Genomic DNA, 25,865 nt, shown 5'->3' with positions numbered 1-25,865 from the left:
CGATGGTCACCTGGCGCCGCGGCGACGTGATCCTGGACCTGTACGAGGTCCTGGACGTGGTGCGCACCGGGGGCCTCGGACTGGTGCACCGGGTCCACCACCGCGGTTGGGACATCGACCTGGCGGTGAAGACCCCGCGCCCGGCCGTCGTCCGCTCGCCGGACGGAATCGGGGACTTCGAGCGGGAGGCGGAGGTGTGGGTGGGGCTGGGCCTGCACCCGCACATCGCCAACTGCGTCTACGTGCGCACCCTGGAGGACGTGCCCAGGGTCTTCGCCGAGTGGGCCGACGGCGGCAGCCTCGCGGAAGCCGTCCGCAACCGGACCTTTTACGGCGACGATTCCCTCGCGACGCTGCTGGACGTCGCGATCCAGTCCGCCTGGGGCCTGGACCACGCGCACGAGAACGACGTCGTGCACCAGGACGTCAAGCCCGCCAACGTGATGCTGACCCGGGACGGCACGGTGAAGGTCACCGACTTCGGCCTGGCGCGGGCCCGCACGGCCGGGGACGCGGAGCCGTTCGTCAGCCGGGGCGGCCTGGACCCAGCGTACTGCTCGCCCGAGCAGGCACGGTCGCCGTCCGGGCTCTCCCCGGCCACGGACGTCTGGTCCTGGGCCGTCACCGTGTTCGAAATGCTCCTGGGTAGGCCGCCGGTACGGGACGGGACCACCGCGGGCGACGCCTTCGAGGACTACACCCGGTCCCAGACGCCGGGCGCGATCCAGCGGGTGCCGGTCGAGATGCTGGACGTACTGCGCGAGTGCTTCGCGGAGGACCCCGCCGCACGCCCCTCGCGGCTCGGCCCGCTCGCCGAGCGGCTGGTCGAGGTGCACCGGCGCGAGGTCGGCCCCTACCCCCGCCGTGCACCGTCCGCGGCCACCCTGCTCGCCGACAGCCTCTCCAACCACGCGCTGTCGATGCTGGACCTCGGCCGCCGCGATAGCGCCGAGGAGCTGTGGACCCGCGCCCTGCGGGCGGATCCCCACCACCCGCACGCCCGCTACAACCGCGGACTGCACCGCTGGCGGACGGGTGTGATCACCGACGCCGAACTGGTGGACGAGCTGGAATCCGTGCGGTTCGGCGACCCCGACGACGGCACGTACCTGCTGGCGCTGGTGCACCGGGAGCGGGGCGACGCGCCTGCCGCGGCCGAACTGCTGCGGGACGCGTCGGCACGGATGCCCGACGACCCGCAGATCGCCGCCGCTCTTGCCTCGGTGCAGGACGTGCCCGCCCCGGCCCAGTCTGTGCTGCCCGGGGAACACGACGACTGGATCACCGCCCTCGCCCTGACCCCGGACGGCACGACCGGAATCTCGGCGGACGGTTCCGGCGGGCTGCGGATCTGGGACCTGGCCACGGGGGAGTGCCGCCAGGAACTGCACTTGGAGAACTACCGCGCCTCGACACTCGCGGTCCGCGACGACGGACGCGTCCTGGTCGTCGGCGGCGGCACCCGGCGCGCGCTGGTGCTCGACCTCGACGCCGCCACCGGGTTCGAACTCCCCGGCCACCCCAGCTGGGTGCTCGCGGTCGCGCTGACGCAGGATCAGCGGCACGCGGTCACCAGCGGGTACGAGGGAGAGGTCGTCACCTGGGACCTGGAGACGGGCGAACCCGTGGAGGTCCGGCAGTTCGAGAGCAAGGCCGACTTCCTGGGGGCCCGGGGCACCCTGTGCTGCGCCGTCGACCACACACGCCGGACCAGCTCGGTGTACGACGTCCGCACGGGCGCACTGGTCCACCGGTTCGACCACGCCTGCCTGAGCGTGCAGTTCACCGACGACGGCCGACTCGTCGTGGTCACCGGCGGGAGCGCCCACGTCCGACTGGCCGACCTCGGCTCCGGTGATGCCTCACGGGTACTCAAGACCGAATACGGCCGGACAGCCCTGAACTCGGACGGCACGGTCGGCTTCTCCAGCGGCGGACGCGCCGAGCCATCGCGGGTGTGGGACCTCGCCACGGGCCGCTGCCGCCTCTCCCTGGACGCCAGACCCGACACCAAGGAGGTCGCGCTGAGCGCGACCGGGCACCGCGCCCTCACCGCCGAGGGCAAGACCGTGCGCGCATGGCACCTGCCGCCCGCCGGACCACCGGCCCCCTGGAGCTATGTCCGCCCCCACCAGGCCGGGGACGTCACCGCCGCTGCCGCCCGAGCAGCCGAACTGCTGGACCACGCGGCCACGCACGGCGCAGCCGGACGGCTGGAGGAGGCGGCCGAACTGATCCGCGCCGCCCGCGCACTGCCCGGCCACCGGCGCCACACCGAGCCCGTACGCCTGTGGCGCCGACTCGGTGCCCTCGGCCGCCGTACCGCACTCGTCGACGCCTGGTCCGCGGGCCGGATCACCCCCGACGACGACCGGTCCTGGGCCCTGGAACTCAGCGGGCGCAGCCCCACCGCGCTCGCCCGCGCAGGGAACTCCGAAGCCTGGGTCTTCGACGTGGAGACCGGGCAGCTGCTGCACACGCTCAGCCTGCACACCGGCCACCTCAGCGCCCTGGCGATGACCGCCGACGGCCGGCTCGCGGTGTCCGGGGGCGAGGACGGCCGGGTCGTCGCCTGGCAGCCCCGCGACCGGCGCATCGTCCAGCTGTTCACCAGCCCCCGCGACGACGTGTACTACGTCGCGGTCAGCGAGGACGGCCACGTGGCCCTCTCCGGGACCGCCGACGGTGTCGTCGCCGCCTGGGACATCCCCAGCGGCCGGTCCCTCGGACGCTGGGAGGCCCACCCCGGAGCCGTGCTGGACGTGGCCGTCAGCGCCGACCACCGCTACGGGCTCTCCCGCGGCCAGGACGTCACCGTGAAGATCTGGGACCTGCGCACAGGCGAACTGCGGTGGGTGCTGGGCGGGCACGAGGAGTGGATCGGCGCCGCACGGCTGAGCGAGGACGGCCGCTACGTCGTCACCGGCGGCGCCGACGCGACCGTACGCGTCTGGCGGACCGCCGAAGGGCAGTGCGAGGCGGTGCTCACCGGACACACCGACGCCGTGGTCGACGTCCTGCCCGGCCCGGACGGCCGGTACCTGCTGTCCTGCTCCGCCGACGGCACCGTCCGGCTGTGGGACGTCGCCGCCGCCCGCTGCGTCCATGTGCTCACCGGACACACCGCCGCCGTGCGCAGCCTCGCCGTCACGCCGGACTTCCTCCTCGCGGCGTCCGGCGGCGAGGACCGCCAGGCACGCCTGTGGGACCTGACGAGCGGCCGGGAACTGCGGGCCTTCACCGGCTTCTCGGCCGCGGTCACCGACGTTGAGTTGGCCCCCGACGGCGCCCTGCTCCTGGCCGGCGACGAACGCGGCCGCCTGCTGACCTGGGCCCTGGACTGGGAGTACGACTTCGGCTCCGCGACCGGGGTGTTGCGCGCGGAGTCCGAGCCCGTGATCGAGGAACTGCGGGCCGAGGTCGCCGTCGAGCTGCCGTCCCGTGACGACAGCCGCCCGGCGCTCATCGAGGCGATGGCCCGCATCGGCGAGCGGCAGCGGCACGCTGTCACCCGCACCCTGGAACTCGCCGCCGAACTGGACAAGGTTCTCTCCCGCAACGACACGGGCTACCGCCTCTACATGCACTCCGTGGCCCAGGACCTGGCGAGCCGGGAGCCCGACGAGACACCGGGCACGGCCGAGGCGCTCACGCTGTTGCTGAGACCGGAGGAAGAACTCAACCGGTTTGAGTCCTTCTGGGCCAACTACTTCGCCGCCGTGCTCCAGGACGACCTCGTCACGCTCGCCGAGGCCGCCCCCCTCCTGCACAGCGAGGGCGATCCGGTCGCGGCCGAGCGGACCTGGCAGCTCGTCGTCGACGTGCGCTCCCACCTGTGGGACGCCGGGCACGTCGAGACTCAGCGCGCGATGCTCGGCTGGGCCGCGGTACTGATCGATCTGCGCCGGCAGACGGAAGCCCTGGCCCTGATCCGGGCGGTGACCGCGGAACGCGAACGGGACCTGGGGCCGGACCATCCGGCCACCCTGGAGGCGATCACGGCACTCGCGTTGCTGCTCACCGACAAGGGCGAACTGGACGAGGCCGAGCGGTTGTACGACATGCTGGTGCCACAGCTCGTGAGGCGCCTCGGCCCCGACGACCTCCAGACCCTGGAGGTCCGGGTGGGGCTGGCCCGTGTGCACCGCCGGCGCGGACGGCACAGTGACGCGGCGCAGGCCCTGCGCGAAGTGCTGGCGAAGCGGCGGCTGCGTCTGGGCGAGCACCATACGGACACCCTCGCCGTCCAGGCCGAACTGGACAGTCTGCCCGGGCCGGTACCGCCCAGGCCGACACGGAGGGGATGGAGGAGACGACGATGATTGCGGACCGGTCCAGCATCGGCGCCCTGATCACCGGCAAGGCGTTCATGGCGGAGGTCGGGGCGTACTTCCCAGTGAGCATGGCCTTGCGCGGTGATGTGTTCGAAGCCGTGTTCATGATGCGGGAGGGCGACCTCGGGCACCGCACCAGCGGGCCCTACTCGCCGGAGCGGCCCCCGCACGACGCGATGGGCTGGGCCCAGCTGCGGACGGGGATGGGCATGGCGGGCCACTTCCCCTCTTTCCGGATCGAGGCCGGCGGGCACTGGCCGCGCATCCACGTCGCCCTGTCAGGGACCTCCGTGCGCGGTCTGATCGTGATGCCGGAAGAGGTGACCGCGGAGGCGGTGAACGCGCCCTACCTCGGCAAGTGGCAGGACCAGATCTCCTCCGACGTGCGGATCGGGCTGGACTACCTCGCCAACTGGCTGGGTTCCTGTCACCACGAGGCGGGCGGCACGGCACCGTCGATCGACCTCGACCTGGTCTACCGGCCGTTCGACTATGAGGCGAGTCTCGCCAGGTACGACCAGCGGATGCGCGAACTCATCCCTCCGGTGCGCCCCGTCCTCGAACTGCGTTGGCGCTCGGCGACCCCGGCCCAGCGCAGGGCCTTTGTGAAGAACCTGAAGGGCGCCCGCAAGAGCGGCTCCCGGCTCGACCCGCGCTGGAACTACGCTCTCGGCGGCATCGAGGTGGAAGTGCCGCGCTGACACGGCGGTACACCCTCCCGGCCTTCGGCACCCGCACAGAGCGTCACCCCGACGTCGGCTCCCCTGTCTTACGGCCGGAAATGCCTCTCCGTCAGCTCTGTCTCCGGCGCCTCGCCCCGCTCGTATGTACCGCAGCCGGACAGGCTAGTTGACTCAGCTGAGCGATTTCTGCCGCACGACCGCGACAGCGACCCCACCGGCGACTACCAGGTTCGGCGCGCCCGGAGAAGCCGTCGACCCGAGCACCATCGAGCCCGGGAAGGTCGGGGCCAAGACGCCCTGCTCGCAAAGAGGCCGCACGGCGCAGATAGAGGTGGCCGGGTTCTGACCGTAGCCGACCCGCAACTCCCGTCCCTTGGGGCGGACGTCGAACTCCCACCAGGATTCGGGGACCGACAAGGAAACTCCAGCTCAGGATCCGAAGGTGCGATCGTCGAGGAGATCGCCGTTCTCCGACCACTTACGGACAGATTTCATCCACCTTGCTTGCGTCGCCTTGGCACTGCCGGTCAGCCTGGCGTCGAGATCCTGTCCGGCATGGGGTCAGGAAGGCGCTGTTGTGTCCGTTCGGCGATTCCGACACCGGCAGGGCTGTGCGCTCGCAAGCACCCCCGACTTGGACATCCGAACCAGTCGGACAGGCGCAGAGGCCGCTGACGCGTGCTTCCGCCCACCGTGCCGCGAAGTTGTACCTACGGCGTGCCCGTGAGAACGGACACCCGCGGTGCACTGCGGTGCGAACAGGCCCTCCCGCCGTCACCGACCGCGGGAATCCATGCAGGTCAGCAATCGAGTGGCCCCGCACTTGGCGTCGCTTCCCGGGCTGCGAGCGCGAGTCGATTCTCGTCACCCCTCCAGCAGGAATCCCCCAGGTCATGGGCTCGGGGGATCTTTGTTGTGCGGAGGCCATGTGCCTCCAGGGGACACCAACCGGGCACCGGCCTGATCATCCCGCACCGCCGCGAACGCGGTGTCCCACGACGGCCGCCTCGGCATCCGGACGTTTTCCAGCCGGTGAGGACGCCCAGGGGCCTCAATTGGCACGACGTGCACAGGGATTGACGTAGAAATCGCTTACCACCTACGGTCCTCCCGGAATCGCGGACACCTTTCGGAATCTCGAACGTCTGGCGTCGGTACGCCCCTGCGAGAACAAGGAGTCGAAGCGGAATGGGTCCACAGCGAAGGCTCGGCTGGATGGCGCTTGCCGCGGCAACCACCATGGCACTCGCGGCCGGAGTGATCACCGCCCCCGCCGCCCACACCGCGGACGATCCCGTGGAGGTCGTGGTCAACGGGGACGACGTGCGCGCCGACAACGTGAACGGTTTGACCTACAAGGGCCTCGGCGTGCTCAGCTGCAACAGCACGAGCAATCTGCTGATGGACTACAAGGCGGAGCATCCCGGCCGGTACTGGGAACTCATCCGCGTGCTGTTCGGTGGGAAGAACCCCCTGATCAACCATGTCAAGGTCGAGATGGGTTCGGACACGAACACGTCGACCGGTTCCGATCCGGCGACCATGCGCACGGCGGACGAACTCGCCGATGCGTCGCGCTCCCCGGGCTTCCAACTGGCAGCGGACGCCAAGACGGTCAACCCGAAGCTCAAGGTCTCGATTCTCCGCTGGGTCATGCCCCGATGGGTCCAGAACGAATGGAACAAGGGCACCGGCTCCGACGAGATGTACAAGTGGTACAAGGAGACGATTCTCGACGCGTACGAGAAATACGGGTACATGGTCGACTACGTGAACCCGGACACGAACGAGACGCGGGATCCGGACGAGGCCTTCATCAAGTGGTACAAGAAGGCGATTCTGGCCGACACGGACTTCGCTGACCCCCGCTACGGCATCCCGGCGAAAAAGCGGGAGCAGGCCGAGAAGGCCTACCGCAGCATAAAGATCACCGCCGCCGACGAGAACACCACCCTGAATATGGGGCCGTCGATGCTCAGCGACGCGGAACTCTTCGGCATGGTCGACGCGGTCGGCTACCACTACACCACTGATGACCGGAAGGACGGGCCCGTCGGCAGCGACACCAACCTGCCGTACACCAGGCTGGCGACCGGTGAGAACAAGTACGGCGAGGACAAGGAGGTCTGGTACAGCGAGGGAGTCGGCTCCTTCGGCTACACCGACTACCGCGTCAACAACACCGAGGGCCCGAACGGAACGAGCACCGGTATCGGCGGCGTCCAGAGCGCCCTCGATCTCGCGAACCGCTCCGTCAAGGGCTACGCCAACTCGAAGCGGACGCACTACATCTTCCAGCCGGCGATCGGTTCCTTCTACGAAGGCGCGCAGTACAGCCACAAGGAACTCGTCAGCGCGCGTGACCCGTGGTCGGGCCACCTCCACTACGACGCGGCCCTCTACGTGATGCAGCACTTCACCCAGTTCGCCAAGACCGGCTGGGAGAACGACACGAACACGGCGGGCATCTGGCGCGCCGTGCCGGAGGCCAGTTACAGCGGAGTGAGCGGCACCGAGAACCTCGACGGCTCGAACGGGGCCCCGAGTTACATGACGCTCGCGGACCCCCGTAAGAAGGACTTCTCCACGATCGTCGTCAACGACAGCGACCAGCCCAAGACTTACCGGATCAAGGCCGAGAACATGCGACTCGGCTCCGACCCGACCATGGAGATCTGGGAAACCCGCGGACCGGACGCGGGCCGGCCCTACGACGCGAACTTCAAGCACCTCGTCGACGAGATCCGGCCCGGCGGCGCCGGGTACTACACCTACACGGTCAAGCCGAGGTCGATCGTGACCTTGACGACGCTCGACAGGAGCCACGACAAGGCGACGAAGGAACGCCTGCCCGAGTCTTGGGACCGCACGGTGCTGGACACCGACGCGACCGGCAAGAAGCACAACACCCGCGACAAGTTCCTGTACGCCGACGACTTCGGGTACGAGGAGGAGAGCGGGGTCCAGGTCGGCACCGGTGACGGCGCGCACAAGACGTCCCAGCCCTACCTCAGGTCGCGCGGCAACCAGCCTCGCTACATGGTCGACCAGACCGGCGCCTGGGAGGTCGGTGAGGACGCCGACGGCGACAACGTCCTGTACCAGTACATGGACCAGTCCATGAAGGACACCGGCGCCTGGAACCGCAACACCCCGAACACGTCGGTCGGCGACTTCCGCTGGGAGAACTACCGGGCCACGGTCGATGTCTCGTTCCCCGACCCGGAGGGCGGACTCGCCGCCCTGGGCGTCCGTCAGCAGAAGGGCATGGCGATCAGCGACGCCGCCTACAACGTGCGCATCGCACCGACCGGCGCCTGGACGTTCTACGAATACGGCACGGCCGTCAAGTCGGGAACGGTCGCGGCATCCGACGGCTACCGCCTCGCCGTCGAGGCGAAGGGCGCGACGATCACGGCCTACATCGACGGCAAGGCCGTGTCCACGTACCAGGACCCGACTCCGCAGACCGAAGGACGCGTCAAGCTCGGATCCGACTTCCACAAGACGGCGTTCGACAACCTGAAGGTCGAGAAGATCGACGGGTACACGCCCTACGCCCGCGCGCAGCTCGACAACATGGACAGCTCGGTCACCTACGACGGCACGTGGAGCCGCAAAGCCTCCCTCGGCGACGCGATGGACTGGTACCGGTCGACGTCGACCGGCACGACCGCCGGCTCGTCGTTCACCGTTCCGTTCGCCGGCACGGGCATCGACATCATCGGTGGCAACGACGGCACCGCCGTCCTCGACGTCTACGTCGACGGAAAGCTGATCGCGCGGGACGCGAAGACGGCCGCGACCGACAAGCGCCTCGCGACGTACGCGCTCCGCGGTCTGCCCGACGGCGCGCACACGGCGAGGTTCGTCCTCAAGTCCGGAAAGATCGTTCTCGACGCGTTCAACGCCCTCTCCGGGGACGTGGACCGCCCCGTGGACACGACACCGATCCGGGACGCCCTGGAGAAGATCGGACGTCCGGAGCGGGCGGACTACACGGCCGACTCCTGGGCCCTGTTCGCCTCCGCGTCGTCGGCGGCGAAGGCTGCCGTGACGGGACGGCAGAAGGGCCTTGACGCCATCGGCGTCGAGCAGATCACGGACCGGCTCGAAGAGGCTCACGACCGGCTGGTGCGCAAGGACGGCACAGCCGCCCGGTAGGTGCCTCGGGCCTGCGGGCCCCGCGCGGGCACTTCCCTGCCCGTCTCCTGGTGCCGAGTCGTGCCGGGCGTAGAAGGGCGTCCGGGCCGGCTCGGATGTGGCGTACATCGGTTCAGGACACAGGGGTTGAAGCCGCGCCTGGGGCGGCTGAGTGCGGCGGCGGCCACCCGTCGGCGAGGGCGGCGACCGCCTCGCGCGAGGACCTGACGCTCCCCTTCGGTCGTGTCCTCGCGCGGGTGCCCTTCGACGCGGCGCCGCGGGCCTGGCCCCGCCGCCGGAGGGCAGGGGCTGGGGCCGCGATGTCAGCGATGCGGCTCCAGTTGGCCTCGGGCGGGACGGTCACGCGGCTCAGGGGCTGGGAGCCTTCAGGGCGAGGTCGGGGAAGCCGACCGCCCACTACTGAGCGTAACTGAGTGGCGGGACCCGTGCCTGAGCAGGTCCTTCAGGTCGAGAGGGCGCGCCGCCCGCGAGGGTGGAGCCGGGAGGGCCTGGCGGATCGGTCGGCTCAGTCAGCGGGTCATCGAGGTGAATGCGGTCACCGCCAGTGGGAAACCCTCACCACCGCCCTGGCCAACCCCGACGATGTCGACGCCTGGTGTCAGCGCGACATGGAGCAGAGCCGTCAGCGTGATGAGCAACTGGAACAAGAGCGCCAGCAGCAGGCTCAATGGCTGGCGCAGGATCGCGAGCGGATGGCCGTGGCAACTCCTCCCGTGCCGCTGCCTGTTCCCTGCGAGCGATGCGGCCGGCCCTTCACCAGCGCGCCCGGCCTGAGCTACCCGTATGCCCCGCCCGAGGACGGCTGGCACTGCCCCGAATGCCGCACCGCCCTCGCCCGCCAGCCGATGGACCAGTTCAAAGCCCTCTTCACCCACCCACCCCCCGGAAGCCGACCGGCCCCGCCGCCGTGGACGCGAACGCGGCAACCCAGTCCGCCCAACACCGTTCGAGGCAGGCGCAGTGAACAGGAATGGATCTACGACCCACTCCCGCTCCCTATGTGGGAACGGTACTTTGCCGTGTACGGGCTCTTCATCCGGTCTGCCTGCAGGGCGGGATGTCGGCCGATCGACAGCTCCGGGGGTCTGTATGCGTTGGATCGGCAAGCGACGGAACGGCACTCCGGAGTCCGGTGAGTCGGCGGCCGAGGTGGTCGCGCGGTTGCGGGAGGGCAGTGCCTCGGCCGAGCAGGACGGTCGGCAGGGCAGGCCCGGCAAGGCGGTGAAGCGGTACCGCGAACTGGTCGTTCGTGCGACGGCCGCGCCCGGGCCCGACGACCCCGACACCCTGGCCCTGCGGCATCAACTCGCCCACTGGACAGGGGAGTCGGGCGACCCGGAGGGCGCGGTGCAGCTGTTCGCGCAGCTCCTCTCCGACCGTGAGCGGCTCCAGGGGCCCCGGCATCAGGACACCGGCCTGGCCCGCCACCAGCTCGCCCACTGGCATGGCCGGGCAGGGCGGGCCGAGGAAGCCGTACTCCGTTACGAGGAGATGCACCGCTCGGCCGAGCAGGAGGGCCGTACCGAGGCCGCGCTCAACCTGCTCTGCGACATGGGCCACTGGCAGCAGCAGGCCGGCGACAACGCGGCTGCGCTGCGCACCTTCACTCGGATGCTGAAGACCGCCGAAGGTGAACTCGGTTCGCAGCACCGGCTCACCGGTATCGCCCGGCAGCGTTATGCCGAACTCGCCGGCGGGCTGCCCTTCGGTCATGAGCGGGGACACGACAGCCTGGAGGGGCTCGTCGCGGCGGTCGCGGAGATCGAGCGGAGCGGTGACCTGCGGAGGGCCACCCGCATGTACGGTCAAATAGCGGAGAAATGTGAGGAGTTGTACGGTGCGGGCAGTGACCGGACGCTCGGCGCGCTGGTGTCGCAGGCGAAGGTGGCCATGCAGACGGATGACCCAGAAGGCCTGGCCGAAGCCGTTGTCTGTTTCGGGAAAGTGCTCGCGTGCATGGAGCTACGCGGGGAGGGCCCGGGTTCTCCCGAGTACGACACGCTGTCCCAGCAACGCGATGGACTCGCTCGGGCAGCCGGGACGACGGAATTGCACATCGGCGACACGGCGGGAACCCTGCTCGCCAGGCAGGTGGAGGCGGCACCCGCCACGGCCTTCGGGTTGCTGGCACGCGAAGCCCGCGCCCGGCATATCGCCCAGGTCTTCCCGGTCAGCGGTGATACCGATGACACGCGACCGCACCGGGTCAGCGTCGCGCAGTGGCGCACCGTGATCCAGCACGTGGCCGACCAGGGATGCGAGGCCCGTGCCTTCTATTTCGCCCGTGCGGACCGCCGGCCGATACCCGAGGAGATCGCTCTGTGCGAGCGGCTGGGGCTGCTCGGCGTCTACGTCTCCAGTGAGGGCGCCGGCAATGTCAACGTGCAGGCTTACTCCTTCCGGGACGGCACGGCGCATTCGGTGTCGCTCGTCGTGGTGGACGACGAGCCGGCGGGGCCGGAACCCGCCCCCGCGCGTGCCCAGGGTGGTCCCACGGACGTCCATGCCGAAGCCGAGGCCCTGGGGGAGTGGCGGCAGGTGGCGCGGGCCACGTCCGCGCGGACGATGGAGGATCCGGCGGCCTTCGGTCCCTACGAGGTCCTGGAGCGTGTCGGGGAGGGCGGGTTCGGTCGCGTCTACCTCTGCCAGGATCCGGACGGCGTCATGGTGGCGGTCAAGACCCTGCACGCGGAGTACGCGGCCGACTCCTCGATCCGGGATGGGTTCACGCACGAGGTGCAGGCGGCCCGGCGGGTCAGCGGCCGGTTCACCGTGCCCGTGATCGCCGCCGACACCAGCGGCGAGACCCCCTGGATGGCCGTGCCGTTCGTGGCCGCGCCCTCGCTGCAGGAGGTGGCCGAGCGGTGCGGCGCCCTGGATACCGCCACCGTCCGCGGCATCGGTGCGGGCATTGCCTCCGCGCTCAGCGCCATTCACGCCGAGGGCATCGTGCATCTCGACCTCAAACCCGCGAACGTGCTGCTGACCGAGGACGGCCCCCGCGTCATCGACTTTGGTATCGCGCAGATTGAACGGTTGACCGAGCCCCGGAGCGGGTTCGCCGGAACGTACGCCTACGCCTCGCCGGAACAGATCCGGGAGCACCAGCAGTTCACCCCGGCCAGCGACGTGTTCTCCCTCGGCACGCTCCTCGCCCGCCTCGCCCTGGGGCGCCTTCCCTGGGGCAGGAAGGTTCTCGCCGTGATGAGCAACATCTGCGACGGCACGCCCGACCTGGAGGGTCTGCCCGCCGAACTGGAGCAGGTGGTGCGGTCGTGTCTGCAGACCGATCCGGCCCGGCGGCCGACCCCCGCCGAGGTCGCCGCGGCCCTCGCGGCCGGCCCTGCGGGCGCACCCCTCGGACCGGAGGCGGAACGCTGCGCCCCGCCGCCCCTGCCCGCCGAGGCAACGACCCTCATCCGCGAGCACGCGGCTCTCCCGGCCACCCGCCGCTTCGAGACGCTCGTCCACACTCGGCTCGAGGGGCTGGACGACACCACGGTCGCCGCACGGCCGGCGACGGGCGGCGACACCAGTGACACACCACCCGAGGCCCGCACCCCCGACACCGCGGCCCGGGACCTCGAAGCCCAAGTCCTCGCCTGGGAACGCGAAGGCGGCTCGAAGTCGACCGACCAGGTACGCCGGGAATGCGGCGCCTTCGCCGCGGAGGCGCGCTCCCGGCTCGGCGAGGACCACCCCCTGGCCCTGCGCCTCAAGGTCTCCCACGCCATGCTCGGCTGCGACGGGACAAGCGGAACGGCCTACGCCGAACGCGTCGTGGACGAGGCCGCCGTACGTCTCGGTGACGGCCACCCCACGGTCCGGGACGCTCGTTCGCTGCTGGCGGCGCTGAGGTCCGCCCAGCCGGGCTGAGTGCGTTGTGGCAAACCGGATTTCGTGACCACGGCCGATGTGCACTGCACGACTCCAAGGCCGCCCCGCGCTGCTGGAGACGTTCATGGACCAGCCGGGCCGGCTGTTGAAGCTGGTGTGGGTCGACAGTGCCTACCAGGGTCCGGCGCTGGCGATGGCGTTCGCCCGCCACGGAGTCCGGATCGAGGTCGTGCGCCGCTCCGACGGGCAACGCGAATTTGTCGTACTGGCCCCCAGGTGGGTGGTGGAGCGCACGCTGAGCCGGCTCTCCCGCTCACGCCACCTCAACCGCGACCACGATCGCCGCCTCGACCACCACTCCCAGATGGTGCTTGAACCGTCCGTCCTTCGCCCGCAGCAGCCAGCCCCGTTTCTCTAGGGAGCGGTGCGTCCGTTCCTGTGCGGGCACGCCTACGACTGATCCCGTCCTGCCGTACTCCGGCGCATCTGATGCGCAGTCACCACATCGCCACGGTCAGCGCGGAGGCCACGACGAGCACCGCCACCGGCACTATGACCACCCGCACCCGGCCCATCCACTGAGCCAGCCCGTCCACACACGTCACAGCGTCGTCCTCGCGTCGCGTGACCTCGCCGCGTGAGTGGCGCTGTCGTCACCCTCGCCGCTGAGCCGGTACTCATCCGTCAGCCGGGCGAAGGCCACCAAAGGCTCGCCGTCGTCCCATGCCGTCATGCCACCTTCCACGACTGACCCTCACCGGGAAACACCAACTCCGGACAGGCAACGTCGGATCGAGGACCGGCATGGCGCGCATCGGCTCGGGCCGCGACCAGCTGGACGGCAAAGACGCAGACATGGTCGGTGTCGTCCACCGCCCGAGCCCGTATCGGCCCCTGTTTCCCCGAACGTCGGTTCTCCACGGTGCGCACCGATTCCGCGCTTTCGACGCGAGCGGTGTGTGGACCGGGAAGCCCCTCTACCAGAGTGCATGCCGAGGGCATCGAGGTCCGCACGCTGCTCTGCTGGCAGTTTGGCTGCACGGCGCCCGGCCTGGACGACGGTCCGCGCCTCAATCTGCGACGCGTCCAGTCCCGTCTCCTCCTGCAGGCCGCCTGCCCCAACGCTGCGCTTCCGATCAACCAGCGCTGCTTACTACCCTTCAAGCAGCACAGTGGGACCACTCAGGCCAGCTGGAGCCGCATCGCCGACAACACGGCTCCAGCCCCTGCCCACAGGCGACCGGGGCACCTCCCGCGGCTTCGGCGCCGGTGGGCGCCACGCGCGAGGACCCAAGGCCAGGGGGAGCCGGCCCTCGGGCCCAGTTACCGGAAGCCTCCCACCACGATCGCCCCGTGTCCTGCAAGACGACGAAGCCCGTTACGGAAACGGGGAGTTGACGGCGACTCCAGCGGCCAAGGGCAGCAGGTCACCCAGACGTCAGCAACAGCGCGACCAGCACCGTCACCGCAGCCACGGCCACTATGACCATCCGCGCCTGTTCCAGCAGGGCCGGCCACTGCCCTGCTCCGGCAGGTGATCATCCCGGTTTCAGTCTGTGCCTGGGCGGAAGCGCGTGAGCTGTTGCGGGCGGGTGAGGCGGAGGATGCTCGGATGTGTGGGGCGGGTGCTGTCGGGAATGCGCGTGTTATGCGACCTCCCCAACGCCCAGGTCTTCGGCGTGGCCGCACTGGAGCTGAGACGTCCGGTAGCGGTCCGCAGGAGGTAGAACCCCGAGAAGACGCCCGTGATATCGCTGAGCCGCCGTTGCTGGAGCAGGCCGAGGCAGAGTCGCTGCAAAAGGAAATTGAGCAGCTCAGGCATGCGATGAGTACGCGCCCGGTCATCGACATCGCATGCGGGATATTGATGGCGGGCTGGTCGTGCACTCCTGAGGAAGCCTGGGAGGTCTTGGTCAGGGTGTCCCAGCACTCCAACGCCAAGCTGCGTGATGTGGCGGAGGCCGTGATGGCGACGGCTCGCCAGGAGCCGATGCCCGCGCATCTGCAGGAACATCTGGCCTCTGCTTCGTACGAGCAGGCGGTCGCGGCCGTGCAGGCCGGGCACGGACGCAGCCCAGATGTTCTGGCGGGCCGTTTGCCCCCCGATCTGTCGCAGGCGACGGTCCGGCCGGATGCGGTGAACTTGAGCGGCGAAGGTCTAGGGGAGGGCGGCACGTAGGGGCGTGCGCACCATGTCAGGCGCTCGAGCCGGTGGGCACGAAGAGGCAGAACGGGTGGCCCGCCGGGTCGCACAGGACGCGTACATCATCCTGAGGCTGGAAGTCCGTCAATGTCGCCCCCAGGACAAGAGCATGCTCGACGGCTGATGAAAGATCGTGCACCGCGATGTCGAGATGCATCATCATCTGCTGCTCGGACCGTGTGGAAGGCCACCGCGGGCGGGTGAAGAGTGGCTCTGTCTGGAACGACAGCCCGGCACTGCCGTCGGGCGGAGCGATCTCAACCCAGCCGGGTTCCTCCTTCCGCATCGGCCACCCGAGCAGGCCCTGATAGAACTGCGCCAACTCGTGGGCGTCTGGTGCATCAAGGGTGGTCGCGGCCAGCGTGAAACGCGGTTGCGGCGTCATGCAGTGCTGCTGCCCCGTTTCGCTGCTGCAAGGCCAGCCATCACTCTCCCGCCCGTTACCGATGCCTCGCGTTGCCCGGACTACGACGCCCGTTCCGCCGCACATCACCAAATGAAACGTCGTCTGCTTGTGCGTCTGGAGGTCGGTGGCGGCCGGCAGGGGGAGTTCAGCGGGCACCATGGCGGCTGGTCCGAACCGAGACGTTCTCCTGCAGTCTTGAGAACGGGGAAGGACCGTTTGACCTCCCCGGGTCACGGTCCTTCCCCGGCCGGTGCAGCGCGTCTACCCTGTCAGGCCGGGCCTATGTTCGAGCACTGACCTTCGCTTCGTCGCGGTGACCAGGTGATCCCGCAGACTGTCGGGAAAGGGTTCTTTGTCGTCACGGCCGCGATCATCTGCTCGGCCACGACGCGCACCCGGGTGTTGCTGCGCTGGGACACCTCGACGAGGATTTCCCATGATTCCTCGACCGAGCAGCCGAGTTGGATCATGACGGAGACCGGCAAACCGATCGTCGAGCCGACATCATCAGACTCAGCGGATGCATCCCACCGGGCAGTTCACCACCAGGCCGGATCAGGCGGGTCGGCCAATTCCGGCTACTCTGCCGGATCTTGACCACCTGAAGATCACCAGCAACATCCAGGATCGCCGGCAGAGCCGGAATGGCCCGTCCGTCGACAACCTCCGTCGGACAGCCGACGGTCTGTCACACCTGAGCGGCCGTGGGCCGTGGCTTGACGTTGTGGGACCAAGTACCGTGCGGGGCAACGGACATGAGCGCGCCGCCACGGGTTGACACGGTCCGCATCCTGAGATGGGACGGCCTCGGAGCGTCTGTCGCACTGGGCCAGGGCTATGCTGCTATACAGGCGTCCCAGACCTCGGCGGCTTGTCGTTTCACGACACAGATGACGCAGGGAGTGGACCTTTCGTCCGTCACCCGGCGCATCCCTGGAGAGAACCGGGTGGGTCCCCTGTCCTGTTGCACAGGTCCTCGGACCGGCCCTCGTTCCGTCTCCGCCGAACGTACGCCCCTGCCGACAGCGCGCCAAGGGGGCTGGGAAACCCGGTGTCCCCATCTCGCTGCCGGATGGTCTCTGAACCGAGGCGTCATGCCTGTCCCACAGCTCACCATCCACCGTCATGACCAAAGGCACCGGACACTGATCACCCTCGCCGGTGAGATCGGCCTGGAATCGGCACCGCTGCTGCGCGCGACACTGGCACGATGCCTGAGCGACGGCATCCGCATCATCGATCTCGACCTCACCCCCGTGACCTTCTGCGACTGCAGCGGCCTCAACGCCTTCCTCTACGCCGCGCAGCGGACCAGGGAGGCCGGCGGGACCGTACGACTGCACAATCCGCCACCGTCACTGGGGCGGATTTTCGAGCTCACCGGCTGCGGGTTCCTGCTTCTGGGCCTTCCGCTCGGGCATCTGTCACCGTCTCTCGGGGACGTCCCTGACCCGGTCGCTCCGGCCCTGCCGGACCGGAGTATTCCGCTGGTGGCTGTCGCGTCGGGCGGTGTGCGGTGATGGCCCAGCCCAGGCAGGGGCAGCTGCACAAGCCCCGTGCAGGCGAGCCGTCCACCATGGACGCGGTGCGGTTGCGCCGCGTGAACCGCTGGCTGGCGCAGGGCTTGGGCGCGGAGCTGGCGGATCTGTACATCGACTCCGGAGAGACGTCCGTCCCTGAGGCGTACCGCAGCCGCAGCCGCCAGGACTTCCTGAACCGTCTCACCGGTGACATCCGGCGGCCGGGGTTCGCCATGGTGATCGCGGAGACGGACCACCTGGTGGGATGCGCCTTCGGGTTCCCGGTGAGCAGCGACGGCTTCTGGTGGCTCGGGTTCGACGGAGCACTGCCGCAGAGCATCGAGCAACTCACCGCCTCCGGCGGCGTCTTCGCGATCACCGGCATCCTGGTCCAGCCACACGAACTGGACCAGGACATGGCCCGCCGTTTGCAGGAGCGGCTGCTGAGCGACCACCAGGCATCCCTCGGCGCCACCTTGGTGGATCAGAACGATCACCCGACCCTTGCCTCACTCCGCTCCTGGGGATGGCTGGACCTGGGAGAGGTGTGGCGGCCGGCGGGCCCGACCATGTTCCGAGCGCTGGTACTGCCCCTCGGGGAACGCACCACGGCGCGACTGGAGGGCCTGGTCCACGATGCATGGACACGGTGGCCCGGATGAGGTCCGACAGCCGCTCGGCCCGGATCCAGGTGCTGGTTGCCGAGCAGGCGGCCCGACGCGGCGCCCGGCCCGGTGTCGTGGACGTGTGCACCGCGGTCGTGGCCGCCCTCCCGGTCGGCGGAGCCGGGGTATCGGCGATGTCCCGGACCGCGGCGAGTCATCCGCTGTGCAGCACCGACACCATCAGCGAGCAACTGGAAGAGCTGCAGCTCACCTTGGGCGAGGGACCCTGCGTGGACGCGTTCACGCAGGGTTCCGCGGTCTTGACACCCGATCTGCTCACCGGTGAGCTGCAGGACCGCTGGACCGTGTTCGCCGATGCCGCCCTGGACGCCGGGGCACGCGCAGTCTTCGCGCTCCCCCTGCAGATCGGGGCGATCAGCCCGGGAGTCCTGGACCTGTACGCCGACGTGCCCACCGTGCTGGACGCGGAGGAACTGGCCGACGCGCTGGCGTTCGCCGATCTCGCCACGCTGCTCCTGCTCGATGCCCGGATCGATGAGACGGGCGCGCCGGTCGACGGAGCATTGGCAGACCGGGGCTTCGAGGACCTGGGCGGATACCGGGCGGAGATCGACCAGGCCACCGGCATCCTCACCGTCCAGCTCGAAGTCGGCATCGACGAAGCCTTCGTCCGGCTGCGCGCCTACGCCTATACCCAGGGACGCCGACTCGCCGACGTAGCCGCCGACGTGGTGGCCCACCGGCTCCGCTTCTCCCCCGACACGGAACCGAAACGGACGGACGATGACGTCTGACGCACCGGTTCCGGACGATAAGCGTGCTGCGCTTCCCGCCCCCTCCTGGCGGGACTAGTCTCAATCGAGGGTGACACGATGAATCAGCAGCTCCTGGCCAAGACCTTCGTCGAGCTGGCAGACAACCTGGTCGCCGACTTCGACCTGATCGACTTCCTGCGCCTGCTCACCGACCGCTGCGTGAGCATGCTCGACGCGAGCGCCGCCGGGGTGCTGCTCGCCGACCGCGACGGCAAACTCCGCGTGATGGCCGCCTCCGACGAACAGGTACGCCTGCTGGAACTCTTCCAGCTCCAGAACGACGAAGGCCCCTGCCTGGAGTGCTACCGCACCGGAACAGCGGTGATCGTCCCCGACCTGACCCGCGAGGTCGACCGTTGGCCGCACTTCGCCACAGCGGCCCACCGCATCGGCTTCGGCGCCGTCCAGGCCCTGCCCATGCGCCTGCGGGACGAGACCGTCGGCGCCCTGAACCTCTTCCACGCCACCCCCGGCCCCCTCGACCCGGCCGGCACGCTCATCGGCCAGGCCCTGGCCGACGTCGCCACCATCAGCCTCCTGCAACAACGCTCCACCCACCGCAGCACCGTCCTCAACGAACAACTCCAGACGGCATTGAACAGCCGCGTACTGATCGAGCAGGCCAAGGGGAAACTCGCCGAACGCCAGAACATCGACATGGAACAGGCGTTCACTGCGCTGCGCGGGTACGCCCGCTCCCACAACCGCCGCCTGTCCGAGGTGGCCCGTGCCTTCATCGACGCCTCCGAACCCCTCCCCGGCCTGGTGGCCTGACACCGTCGCCGAAGCGGTGACCGCACGCAGCTGCCCGAGCACGAGGAATCACGCCCAGATCAGGGCCCGTGCTTCTGGAGGTGCGGTGCTGCTGGTGCGCCGCTGCCGACTGACGCACGCCGTGGTGCGCCGTCGGCTGCGGGGCTGATCCCGGGCTCCGGGCTCTCGCCCTCGGCTGTCTCGGCGGACTGCACCGCCGTTCCCGCCGCCGTTGCTGTCCATGCGGCGCAGTACAGCAGCAGCCTGGCCATGAGGTTGATCCACAGTGCGACGGCCACCGGAACGGCGAAGGCGCCGTACATGCTCTTCCCCGCAACGCCCTGCAGGTAGCCGGTCAGCAACCACTTGAGCAGTTCGAAGCCCACCGCACCGATCAGCCCGGCGACCACGACCGCACGCCGACCGGGATGTACCCGCGGTAGCCGGGTGAGCAGGTAGACCAGCAACAGGAAGTCGACGACCAGGGCGATGGCCAGGCCGGCGAAGAACAGCAGGGCCCGTCCCGCCCCGCCCTCGATCCCGGCCTTGTCGGCGGCCCAGCCGACGGCACTGTTGGCAAACACCGAACTGCCGATCGCGACCAGCCCGACCACGCCGAGGCCGACCAGCACCTTGGAGTCTTTGAACTTGAGCAGGAACGGATTGCCCGGGTCCTGCTCCTTCTCCCACACCGCACGCAGGCTGCCGCGCAGGGCGCCGACCCAGTTGATGCCGATCACGAGCAGCAGCGCGCCCGCGATCAGTCCGACGGATCCGGCATGCGCGACGAGACTGTCCAGGTCCAGCAGGTCGGAGAGTCCCGGCGCCTGGTCGGCGATCTTGTCCTGGAGCTTCCCCAGCTGGCCCTCGCTCAGCAGCTTGGCACCGATCGCCGCACCCACGGTGATCAACGGAAAGAGCGCGACGAAACTGGTGAAGGTGATGGCCGCGGCGAGCCGGGCCCAGTGGACGGCATCCAGCCGCTCGAACGCCCGCCAGGCGTGCGTCCGCATCAGCTTTCCAATCACGGGCAGCCTTCTCAGCCAGTCCATGAGGAACACCCGCTCTCTGCGTACCCATCGTCACCGTGCCCGGCAGGTCCATCGAGGTCTGTGTCGCAGCCGACCGCTCATGACCACAGCGGCGTCTGGTCGTCCGGTGCGGGCACGGTCGCCTGCGAGATCGTCAGCGGGGGAGCGGCCCGGCGGCGGAACCAGTCCTGCTTGTGACAGGGGCGTTCGACCAGGTCGGCCCGGTCTTCGACCTCCCTCTCCGCCTGCACCATCTGCCCGCGGGAGGTGTCGCGTTCGCTGGTCAGGCCACCGGGTTCTCGTTCGGCCGCAACAGCCCCGCGCCGGGACGGTTGGGGCCCGCGATGTGCCGTGCGGCGGCGGGTGGTACGGCGTGTACTGGCCAGGATCAGGCTCAACCCGAGCAACGCCGCCGTCCCGACGACGATGCCGCAGAGGAAGAGGGTGCCGGTGGAGCCGGTGACGTCGACACCGAAGACAGAGAATCCGCCGGTGAACTCGTGGGCGCCGCCACTGTTGGAAAGAACGCCGGCGACAGCGATGACCACCGCAGCGACGAGGATGACGAGTCCGAGGATGATCATGGCGCGCTCCTGGGATCTGCTTCCTCTCCCCACGGTAGAACCGTTCTGCCCGGCAGGCCACTGCCACGGGTTGCGTCTACCCTGAAGCTGAGGTATGGGCGAGACCGGAGGACACCGGCACTACTGGGTGGACGGCCTCTGGTCCGCCCATCCGCCACCACCCCAGGAGGCGTAGTGCCATGGTCTTCTTCCTGGTTCTGCTCATCTGCGCCATCGCGCTGATCGTCATCGGCGCTGTCGTCGACGGCCTGCTGTATCTGGTTTCCACCGGCGTGCTGCTCCTCGTCGCCGCCGTGCTGTACCTGCTCGTGCGCTCGGTATCGCGCATGCGCCGACGCCCGGCCCGCTGACGCGTGGTGGTGGAGGGCGGACCGCCGCTCCACATGCGGCTCGGAGACGGAAGGACGGTTCGTCGCTGATGTGTTGACCAGTGCGTGGCGACGGCCCGGCCCAAAGGCGAGCCTGGCGAGGAGCCGGCAGATCAGGCTTGTATCACCGTTACAGGCGGCGCCACCGAGCGGAGGCGAAGGAGAAGACGCCGAAGAGGATCAGCCCGATCGCGACGGCGACCAGGAGCCATGGTCCCACCGGTGTCTGCGTGAAGCTGCGGAGCGTCGCGTCCACGCCCTTGGCCTCGTCCGGGTCGAAGCGGACGGCTGCCACCAGGACGAAGATCCCAGCCGCGGCGAACACCACGCCCCGTGCCACGCCTCCACCCACGCCCAGAGCTGTGACGACCTGCTTCGTACGGTGGCTCATGCTGCCGGTATCCAACTGCTTCAGGAAGCTCCGCATGGCCGCCCGGACGGCGAGTACCACACCGATGCCGGTCAGGAGGCAGCCCCCGGCTCCCACCAGCACTTGGCCGTACGACAGTTTGAGCACCGATGCCGTCCAGTCCTGCGACTGCGCGTTTCCGCTGGAGCCCTGGCCGCCGCCGGCGGCGTACACCGCGGTGGTCCAGCAGACGAAGGCGTAGAAGACCGCCCGCCCGCCGTCAAGCACGCGCGAACCGGCCTTCCGCTGAGATCCCCTGGTGAGGACTGCGCGGGCTCCCCGCCACAGCGCCATGGAGGCGAAGCCGACCACCATCGCCCACAGCATCACCTTCCCGAACGGCTGCTCCGCGACCTGGGCCAGGGCGCCCTGCCGGTCGGCCGACTCGCCGTCGCTGCTGCTGAGGGCGATCTGAAGAGCGAGGGCGCCGATCAGGACGTACACCACACCCCGTGCGACAAAGCCCGCTCGCCCCGCGGCGGTCAGCGTCTCGTTCTGGGTGGTGCGGGCCGCGGACTTCACGGCCTGGCCGCGCCCTTGCGTGTTGGACGAGGTCACGATGTCCTCCCCATAGTGTGGACGCGCGATACGCGTCCACTGCCCCCAAGTGCCCCGGGCCGGGCATTTGATGTGCGCAGCGGACGAGCGCAGCCTGGACGGGACAGAATGGTTCATAGTTCGTCGTCCGGCATGGGCCTGGAGGGCCGAGCCCTGTGCCGCACCGGCCTCCGACTGCGCGGCGTACCGCTCGGCATGCCGAGCGTGAAGAAGGAAGGGGAGTTGTCCTGGCCTTCAGGATCGTTGCCGCCGAGCCCGCTGTTTCACCGCCTGTGCCGCGCGGGGGAGTTCCTCGTACAGCAGGCGGCCCGCCAGCGCACCGCCGTAGACGACGACGCCCACACCGACCAGCCAGGACTGGACGACCAGAACGGTTCCGAAGGGACCGTAGGCGACGGCACTGGACGCGATCAGCGGTGAGAAGACGAGACGGGAGAAGACCCGAAGACCGAGCAGCCCGAGCGCCGATACCACCGCGCCCGGCAGCAGGGCGCTCCAGGCGATCCGCCCGCCCAGCAGCATCCGCTGAGACCACCAGAAGAACAGGATGGCGCTCAGTGTCGCGGCCAGCGTGCCGACCGGTGAATGCCGCCACAGGGTGGTGGTGGCGGTCAGGTAGAGGGACCCGACGAGCACGGCGAGCCACAGCACGTGCCGCCATCTCGCGTACCAGCGGGCCGGAGGCAGCTCCCAGACCTTCTCGTAGCCGGTCTGCACCGCCGCCCCGAAACTCAGCCCGAAGACAGCGAGAGCGGCAAGGCCGAAAGCAGTCGTGGTCTGCAGCACCTGGCCCGGCCGCGGGAACAGCTTCCCCACCTCCTCCCTGGCGGCACTCGACACACCGAGCCCGTCCCCCAGCCACTGCGCGAATCCTCGCCCTTGCTCCGGATCGGCTGCGGAGACGACGATCAGCAGGGGCACCAGCGTGAGGAAGCCGAGCGCCGCAAAGCCCAGCGCCCTCGGCCCGAGTTCGATCTCTCGGCTCCGCCGCCATCCCCGCCCGGCCGGCGAATCACGGAACACCCGGCACCGGAAGACTCCTTCGGTATCCAGGCCGCCCATCACATGGGGCGCCATCACCGACAGCCGTGAACGCATGATCCGGTCACCGCCGCTCCAGCGCGTGAAGGCGCCGCAGCGCGCGACGCCACTCGCGCCGTATCGCCTCGGGCAGTTCCTGGCCCTTCGTGGTGGCGGCCAGGGCCGCAGCCACGTCGCGGAGTTTGACGTTGCAGCGCTGCGACACCTCCACGAGCAGGTCCCAGGCTCGCTCACTGGAACACGGCGCCAGGACCATCACCATGCCGCGGGCCTGGTCGATCACCGCACGACTCACCAGCGCCTGGCTCAACTGCTCATTTTTGACGCGTAGTTCGAGAACCTCGACAGCTAGGTCCGCGTCCCCCAACGACGTCACAGCCGTGAACAACGGCTGGTCCTCGCGGGGGGTGGTCAGCTGGTGCATGGTGCATACCTCACAACGAAGTCCTTCTCCAGGCAGTCATCGTGTCCATCAGCGGTCAGGACATGGACTGTTTCGAGCACACCGACCCTGTGACCTTCCCTGTCGACGACGTCGCAGTTGCGCCACTCACGGACATCGGCTGCGTGGATCACGGACCTCCCCTTCCGGACAGCTCATCTGCCGATCGCGAGTCGCACCCCCGGTCTTCTGCGTAGAGCCGCCGCAGTGCATGCCGCAGTGCCCTCTGCATCAGCCGCGAGAGCGGCGCCCCCTCCCAGGCGGCGACCACGGCTGCAGCCACGTCCGGAAGCTTGGTGTTGCACTCTCGTGCCATGTCCATCAGCAGGTTCCTGGCCGGCCCGCGGCGGCAGGGAGCCAGGGCCATCACCATGCCGCAGGCCTGATCGATGACCATACGGCCGGCCAGCGCCCGCTGCAGCTGTTCGATCTCGGCGCGCAGCGCCACGACATCCTGAGTCGCGGCATTCCCCGCCTCGGCCTCGGTCCTCAGATCCCACCAGTTCTCCGGAAGCATGGTTGTGCGGTACATGGCACTACCTCTCGACGATTTCGGTGCGTCCGGCTGGGCGGAAGCCGTCCCGGAACCTCTGGATGTTCGGGTGCAACTTCATCGGTCACCCGTGGCGTTCGTAGTCCCGGCGGTCCTCGCGCCTCCAGCGCGCCCGGTGCCGATGGCTGTAGCGACGGTCCCAGCGCTCCTGACGGTCCCGGCCGTGCCGCGTGGCACCGAAGACGAGCACCGCCGCGGCCCACCACCAGAGGGGATTGAGGAAGCCGCTGCCGAACAGAATCAAGATCAGGACGAGAAGCAGAACGAACACGGCGGGCCTCCCGGAACGGAACAAAGCGTCGCTGCCGGGGGCCGGGGCCTGTTCGAACAGCGTAGCTCTGCCCAGAGACTGCGGATAGCGCCCCAGGTAACGGTCTTCCGCCTGGACAGATGGCCACTTGCCGTCTGTCCGGGGAGTGCGGTCAGGGCTAGCGTGTGCGGTACGGCCCGAGCCCCCGGCAGCGTCGAACACCTCTCGCGCTCCTTCGAGGGCGCACCCCGCGCATCAGTGCCGGAACCGCCCCGCCCCCAACGGGCCGCCCCCGCCGTCGCCACTCGATCCCGGCGCCGCACCGATGCGCCCCATGCGGGCATCCCCCTCCGCTGCCCGCCGCGTCGCACGCAGCCACCGCAGGCGGTACGCATGTACGTACTGATCGTTCCGGCTTCTGTCCCCTTCGTTCTGCTCGCCACCGTCATGGGCCTGTCCTGGTGGGAAGACCGCATCCTGCCGGCGGCGCCGGCCGAGCCGGTCGACCCTCCTGCAAAGGCTCCGTTCGTCCCGGCGGCCCCTGCCCCGCTCGCAGAACTCCCCTGTGCCGACACCATGTTGACAAGGGAGGTTGCCGGGCGTTGACTGACAGCACGGCGTAGGGCTATGCCACTCCGGATCATTCGGTCGGCGCATTCCACCTTCCCGCTTCGCCCGGACCCCGCGGAACTCAGGAACTTCCCGCGATCTGGAGGCCCGGCAATGCTTTGGATTCTTCTCCTTCTGCTGATCCTGGTGGTGTTCGGGTTCGGCTTCACCATGCAGGCCCTCTGGTGGGTCGCCGCCGTACTCCTCGTCGTCTGGATCGTCGGCTTCGCCATGCGCGGGCGCGGCAGTGGCGGACGCGGCGGTGGACGCCGTAGCGGCGGCCGCCGGTACAGCCGCAGTCGCGGATAGCCCACACACCAGGCGCTCTCCCGCCCTCCGGGACGGTGGCCTGTACGGCGATCACGCGCGAGAGCCCATCCAGAACGAGCAGAGGACAGCCATGAGCCTCGGACAGACGATCAGGCACAAGACCCAGGCATTCAAGGGCCGGTTCACCGAACGTGTCGGCCGGGCCACCCGCAACCGGCGACTGCAGCGCGAAGGCAGGACTGACCGGGTCTCCGGAAACCTCAAGCAGTCCGGTGACAAGGCCAAGGACGCCTTCAAGCACTGACCACAAATGCCCCGGGTGGTGCCCACGTCGCGTGGCCGCCACCCGGCAGGCCAACGCGGAATCAGCTCACAGGAAATGACGGGAGTGGCAATGAAGCCGAACACT

25 protein-coding genes and 2 pseudogenes are annotated in these 25,865 nt (G+C 69.3%); 15 read left to right on the top strand and 12 right to left on the bottom strand.

Annotated features, from left to right (window positions below; all coding sequences use genetic code 11):
• Nucleotides 1–2 precede the first annotated feature (2 nt).
• The 4 genes and pseudogenes from QF037_RS02605 (at nucleotide 3) to QF037_RS02590 (ending at nucleotide 9,181) form a co-directional block, all read left to right on the top strand.
• Nucleotides 3–4,322 carry a WD40 repeat domain-containing serine/threonine protein kinase gene (locus QF037_RS02605; RefSeq protein ID WP_307021386.1) on the top strand — a complete coding sequence of 1,440 codons (4,320 nt, stop codon included), beginning with the start codon at nucleotides 3–5 and terminating at the stop codon, nucleotides 4,320–4,322.
• On the top strand, nucleotides 4,319–5,035 hold the full coding sequence (locus QF037_RS02600) for a hypothetical protein (protein ID WP_307021385.1): 717 nt from the start codon (nucleotides 4,319–4,321) through the stop codon (nucleotides 5,033–5,035). Before QF037_RS02605 ends, QF037_RS02600 begins: the two co-directional genes overlap by 4 nt.
• A gap of 168 nt (nucleotides 5,036–5,203) precedes the next feature.
• Nucleotides 5,204–5,363 (top strand): annotated as a pseudogene (locus tag QF037_RS02595) (DUF6009 family protein); the annotation flags it as partial.
• Between the two features lie 842 nt (nucleotides 5,364–6,205).
• The gene (locus tag QF037_RS02590) at nucleotides 6,206–9,181 is read left to right on the top strand and encodes a GH59 galactosidase (protein ID WP_307021383.1); all 2,976 of its coding nucleotides are present in this window, start codon (nucleotides 6,206–6,208) and stop codon (nucleotides 9,179–9,181) included.
• A 509-nt stretch (nucleotides 9,182–9,690) separates the two neighbouring features.
• Here QF037_RS02590 and QF037_RS02585 read toward each other — a convergent pair.
• Nucleotides 9,691–9,849 carry a hypothetical protein gene (locus tag QF037_RS02585; RefSeq protein ID WP_307021381.1) on the bottom strand — a complete coding sequence of 53 codons (159 nt, stop codon included), beginning with the start codon at nucleotides 9,847–9,849 and terminating at the stop codon, nucleotides 9,691–9,693.
• A gap of 421 nt (nucleotides 9,850–10,270) precedes the next feature.
• On the opposite strand from QF037_RS02585, the gene QF037_RS02580 reads away from it, so the two are divergent.
• Nucleotides 10,271–13,057: a protein kinase domain-containing protein gene (locus QF037_RS02580; protein ID WP_307021379.1), complete on the top strand. Its 2,787-nt coding sequence runs from the start codon at nucleotides 10,271–10,273 to the stop codon at nucleotides 13,055–13,057.
• 37 nt (nucleotides 13,058–13,094) lie between these two features.
• On the top strand, nucleotides 13,095–13,436 hold the full coding sequence (locus QF037_RS02575; RefSeq protein WP_307021377.1) for a transposase: 342 nt from the start codon (nucleotides 13,095–13,097) through the stop codon (nucleotides 13,434–13,436).
• A 183-nt stretch (nucleotides 13,437–13,619) separates the two neighbouring features.
• Here the strand turns inward: QF037_RS02575 and QF037_RS02570 are convergent, their stop codons facing one another.
• Nucleotides 13,620–13,751, bottom strand: coding sequence for a hypothetical protein (locus QF037_RS02570; protein WP_307021375.1), 132 nt, complete (start codon nucleotides 13,749–13,751; stop codon nucleotides 13,620–13,622).
• Nucleotides 13,752–14,783: 1,032 nt separating this feature from the next.
• Here QF037_RS02570 and QF037_RS02565 point away from each other — a divergent pair.
• On the top strand, nucleotides 14,784–15,197 hold the full coding sequence (locus QF037_RS02565) for an ANTAR domain-containing protein (protein WP_307021373.1): 414 nt from the start codon (nucleotides 14,784–14,786) through the stop codon (nucleotides 15,195–15,197).
• A 16-nt stretch (nucleotides 15,198–15,213) separates the two neighbouring features.
• On the opposite strand, the gene QF037_RS02560 is transcribed toward QF037_RS02565, so the two are convergent.
• Both QF037_RS02560 and QF037_RS02555 read right to left on the bottom strand, forming a co-directional pair.
• Nucleotides 15,214–15,786 (bottom strand): VOC family protein, encoded by a 573-nt coding sequence (locus QF037_RS02560; RefSeq protein ID WP_307021370.1) that lies wholly within the window; start codon nucleotides 15,784–15,786, stop codon nucleotides 15,214–15,216.
• 110 nt (nucleotides 15,787–15,896) lie between these two features.
• On the bottom strand, nucleotides 15,897–16,097 hold the full coding sequence (locus tag QF037_RS02555) for an ANTAR domain-containing protein (RefSeq protein WP_307021368.1): 201 nt from the start codon (nucleotides 16,095–16,097) through the stop codon (nucleotides 15,897–15,899).
• A gap of 624 nt (nucleotides 16,098–16,721) precedes the next feature.
• Between QF037_RS02555 and QF037_RS02550 the strand changes: the two genes are divergently transcribed.
• The 4 genes from QF037_RS02550 (at nucleotide 16,722) to QF037_RS02535 (ending at nucleotide 19,362) form a co-directional block, all read left to right on the top strand.
• On the top strand, nucleotides 16,722–17,147 hold the full coding sequence (locus QF037_RS02550; protein WP_307021366.1) for an STAS domain-containing protein: 426 nt from the start codon (nucleotides 16,722–16,724) through the stop codon (nucleotides 17,145–17,147).
• Nucleotides 17,147–17,809: a hypothetical protein gene (locus tag QF037_RS02545; protein ID WP_307021364.1), complete on the top strand. Its 663-nt coding sequence runs from the start codon at nucleotides 17,147–17,149 to the stop codon at nucleotides 17,807–17,809. Before QF037_RS02550 ends, QF037_RS02545 begins: the two co-directional genes overlap by 1 nt.
• On the top strand, nucleotides 17,806–18,567 hold the full coding sequence (locus QF037_RS02540) for an ANTAR domain-containing protein (protein ID WP_307021362.1): 762 nt from the start codon (nucleotides 17,806–17,808) through the stop codon (nucleotides 18,565–18,567). The genes QF037_RS02545 and QF037_RS02540 overlap by 4 nt, the downstream gene beginning before the upstream one ends.
• Before the next feature lie 78 nt (nucleotides 18,568–18,645).
• Nucleotides 18,646–19,362 carry a GAF and ANTAR domain-containing protein gene (locus tag QF037_RS02535; RefSeq protein ID WP_307021360.1) on the top strand — a complete coding sequence of 239 codons (717 nt, stop codon included), beginning with the start codon at nucleotides 18,646–18,648 and terminating at the stop codon, nucleotides 19,360–19,362.
• Nucleotides 19,363–19,421: 59 nt separating this feature from the next.
• On the opposite strand, the gene QF037_RS02530 is transcribed toward QF037_RS02535, so the two are convergent.
• Both QF037_RS02530 and QF037_RS02525 read right to left on the bottom strand, forming a co-directional pair.
• A complete protein-coding gene (locus QF037_RS02530; protein WP_307021358.1) occupies nucleotides 19,422–20,393 on the bottom strand; it encodes a YihY/virulence factor BrkB family protein in 972 nt (323 codons plus the stop codon).
• A gap of 77 nt (nucleotides 20,394–20,470) precedes the next feature.
• Nucleotides 20,471–20,956, bottom strand: a complete 486-nt coding sequence (locus QF037_RS02525; protein WP_307021356.1) for a hypothetical protein — start codon at nucleotides 20,954–20,956, stop codon at nucleotides 20,471–20,473.
• 179 nt (nucleotides 20,957–21,135) lie between these two features.
• Here QF037_RS02525 and QF037_RS02520 point away from each other — a divergent pair, with 179 nt between their 5' ends.
• Nucleotides 21,136–21,306 (top strand): hypothetical protein, encoded by a 171-nt coding sequence (locus tag QF037_RS02520; protein ID WP_307021353.1) that lies wholly within the window; start codon nucleotides 21,136–21,138, stop codon nucleotides 21,304–21,306.
• A gap of 148 nt (nucleotides 21,307–21,454) precedes the next feature.
• Here QF037_RS02520 and QF037_RS02515 read toward each other — a convergent pair whose 3' ends face one another.
• From QF037_RS02515 to QF037_RS02490, 6 genes and pseudogenes are all read right to left on the bottom strand, one after another.
• The gene (locus QF037_RS02515; RefSeq protein WP_307021351.1) at nucleotides 21,455–22,291 is read right to left on the bottom strand and encodes a DUF1206 domain-containing protein; all 837 of its coding nucleotides are present in this window, start codon (nucleotides 22,289–22,291) and stop codon (nucleotides 21,455–21,457) included.
• Between the two features lie 234 nt (nucleotides 22,292–22,525).
• Nucleotides 22,526–23,353 (bottom strand): ribonuclease BN, encoded by an 828-nt coding sequence (locus tag QF037_RS02510; protein WP_307036944.1) that lies wholly within the window; start codon nucleotides 23,351–23,353, stop codon nucleotides 22,526–22,528.
• A gap of 43 nt (nucleotides 23,354–23,396) precedes the next feature.
• Nucleotides 23,397–23,756, bottom strand: coding sequence for an ANTAR domain-containing protein (locus tag QF037_RS02505; RefSeq protein WP_307021349.1), 360 nt, complete (start codon nucleotides 23,754–23,756; stop codon nucleotides 23,397–23,399).
• A gap of 53 nt (nucleotides 23,757–23,809) precedes the next feature.
• A pseudogene (locus QF037_RS02500) lies at nucleotides 23,810–23,908 on the bottom strand (PRC-barrel domain containing protein); the annotation flags it as partial.
• Nucleotides 23,905–24,306, bottom strand: coding sequence for an ANTAR domain-containing protein (locus tag QF037_RS02495; RefSeq protein WP_307021347.1), 402 nt, complete (start codon nucleotides 24,304–24,306; stop codon nucleotides 23,905–23,907). The gene QF037_RS02495 and the pseudogene QF037_RS02500, both read right to left, overlap by 4 nt.
• 85 nt (nucleotides 24,307–24,391) lie before the next feature.
• Complete coding sequence (locus tag QF037_RS02490; RefSeq protein ID WP_307021345.1) at nucleotides 24,392–24,598, bottom strand: hypothetical protein; 207 nt, start codon at nucleotides 24,596–24,598, stop codon at nucleotides 24,392–24,394.
• A gap of 372 nt (nucleotides 24,599–24,970) precedes the next feature.
• Here QF037_RS02490 and QF037_RS02485 point away from each other — a divergent pair, with 372 nt between their 5' ends.
• The 3 genes from QF037_RS02485 to QF037_RS02475 all read left to right on the top strand — a co-directional run bounded on the left by QF037_RS02485 (nucleotide 24,971) and on the right by QF037_RS02475 (nucleotide 25,760).
• The gene (locus QF037_RS02485) at nucleotides 24,971–25,183 is read left to right on the top strand and encodes a hypothetical protein (RefSeq protein ID WP_307021344.1); all 213 of its coding nucleotides are present in this window, start codon (nucleotides 24,971–24,973) and stop codon (nucleotides 25,181–25,183) included.
• Nucleotides 25,184–25,300: 117 nt separating this feature from the next.
• Nucleotides 25,301–25,495 carry a hydrophobic protein gene (locus QF037_RS02480; RefSeq protein WP_307021343.1) on the top strand — a complete coding sequence of 65 codons (195 nt, stop codon included), beginning with the start codon at nucleotides 25,301–25,303 and terminating at the stop codon, nucleotides 25,493–25,495.
• A gap of 91 nt (nucleotides 25,496–25,586) precedes the next feature.
• A complete protein-coding gene (locus QF037_RS02475) occupies nucleotides 25,587–25,760 on the top strand; it encodes a CsbD family protein (RefSeq protein ID WP_307021341.1) in 174 nt (57 codons plus the stop codon).
• The last annotated feature ends 105 nt before the right edge of the window (nucleotides 25,761–25,865 follow it).

Source organism: Streptomyces canus (assembly GCF_030815415.1).
In the GTDB taxonomy this organism is placed as follows: Bacteria; Actinomycetota; Actinomycetes; order Streptomycetales; family Streptomycetaceae; genus Streptomyces; species Streptomyces canus_F.
Note: the sequence above shows the minus strand (reverse complement) of the source record. Positions and strands in the feature narration are given on the sequence as shown.

Bases quoted from the DNA above. Each gene is read 5' to 3' on its own strand.
- QF037_RS02475 (WP_307021341.1), top strand. From the start codon at position 25,587: ATGAGCCTCGGACAGACGATCAGGCACAAGACCCAGGCATTCAAGGGC.
- QF037_RS02575 (WP_307021377.1), top strand. From the start codon at position 13,095: ATGTGCACTGCACGACTCCAAGGCCGCCCCGCGCTGCTGGAGACGTTC.
- QF037_RS02545 (WP_307021364.1), top strand. From the start codon at position 17,147: ATGGCCCAGCCCAGGCAGGGGCAGCTGCACAAGCCCCGTGCAGGCGAG.
- QF037_RS02550 (WP_307021366.1), top strand. From the start codon at position 16,722: ATGCCTGTCCCACAGCTCACCATCCACCGTCATGACCAAAGGCACCGG.
- QF037_RS02600 (WP_307021385.1), top strand. From the start codon at position 4,319: ATGATTGCGGACCGGTCCAGCATCGGCGCCCTGATCACCGGCAAGGCG.
- QF037_RS02525 (WP_307021356.1), bottom strand. From the start codon at position 20,956: ATGATCATCCTCGGACTCGTCATCCTCGTCGCTGCGGTGGTCATCGCT.
- QF037_RS02590 (WP_307021383.1), top strand. From the start codon at position 6,206: ATGGGTCCACAGCGAAGGCTCGGCTGGATGGCGCTTGCCGCGGCAACC.
- QF037_RS02495 (WP_307021347.1), bottom strand. From the start codon at position 24,306: ATGTACCGCACAACCATGCTTCCGGAGAACTGGTGGGATCTGAGGACC.
- QF037_RS02560 (WP_307021370.1), bottom strand. From the start codon at position 15,786: ATGGTGCCCGCTGAACTCCCCCTGCCGGCCGCCACCGACCTCCAGACG.
- QF037_RS02485 (WP_307021344.1), top strand. From the start codon at position 24,971: ATGTACGTACTGATCGTTCCGGCTTCTGTCCCCTTCGTTCTGCTCGCC.
- QF037_RS02480 (WP_307021343.1), top strand. From the start codon at position 25,301: ATGCTTTGGATTCTTCTCCTTCTGCTGATCCTGGTGGTGTTCGGGTTC.
- QF037_RS02520 (WP_307021353.1), top strand. From the start codon at position 21,136: ATGGTCTTCTTCCTGGTTCTGCTCATCTGCGCCATCGCGCTGATCGTC.
- QF037_RS02555 (WP_307021368.1), bottom strand. From the start codon at position 16,097: ATGATCCAACTCGGCTGCTCGGTCGAGGAATCATGGGAAATCCTCGTC.
- QF037_RS02605 (WP_307021386.1), top strand. From the start codon at position 3: ATGGTCACCTGGCGCCGCGGCGACGTGATCCTGGACCTGTACGAGGTC.
- QF037_RS02510 (WP_307036944.1), bottom strand. From the start codon at position 23,353: ATGGGCGGCCTGGATACCGAAGGAGTCTTCCGGTGCCGGGTGTTCCGT.
- QF037_RS02535 (WP_307021360.1), top strand. From the start codon at position 18,646: ATGAATCAGCAGCTCCTGGCCAAGACCTTCGTCGAGCTGGCAGACAAC.
- QF037_RS02570 (WP_307021375.1), bottom strand. From the start codon at position 13,751: ATGACGGCATGGGACGACGGCGAGCCTTTGGTGGCCTTCGCCCGGCTG.
- QF037_RS02580 (WP_307021379.1), top strand. From the start codon at position 10,271: ATGCGTTGGATCGGCAAGCGACGGAACGGCACTCCGGAGTCCGGTGAG.
- QF037_RS02505 (WP_307021349.1), bottom strand. From the start codon at position 23,756: ATGCACCAGCTGACCACCCCCCGCGAGGACCAGCCGTTGTTCACGGCT.
- QF037_RS02540 (WP_307021362.1), top strand. From the start codon at position 17,806: ATGAGGTCCGACAGCCGCTCGGCCCGGATCCAGGTGCTGGTTGCCGAG.
- QF037_RS02530 (WP_307021358.1), bottom strand. From the start codon at position 20,393: ATGGACTGGCTGAGAAGGCTGCCCGTGATTGGAAAGCTGATGCGGACG.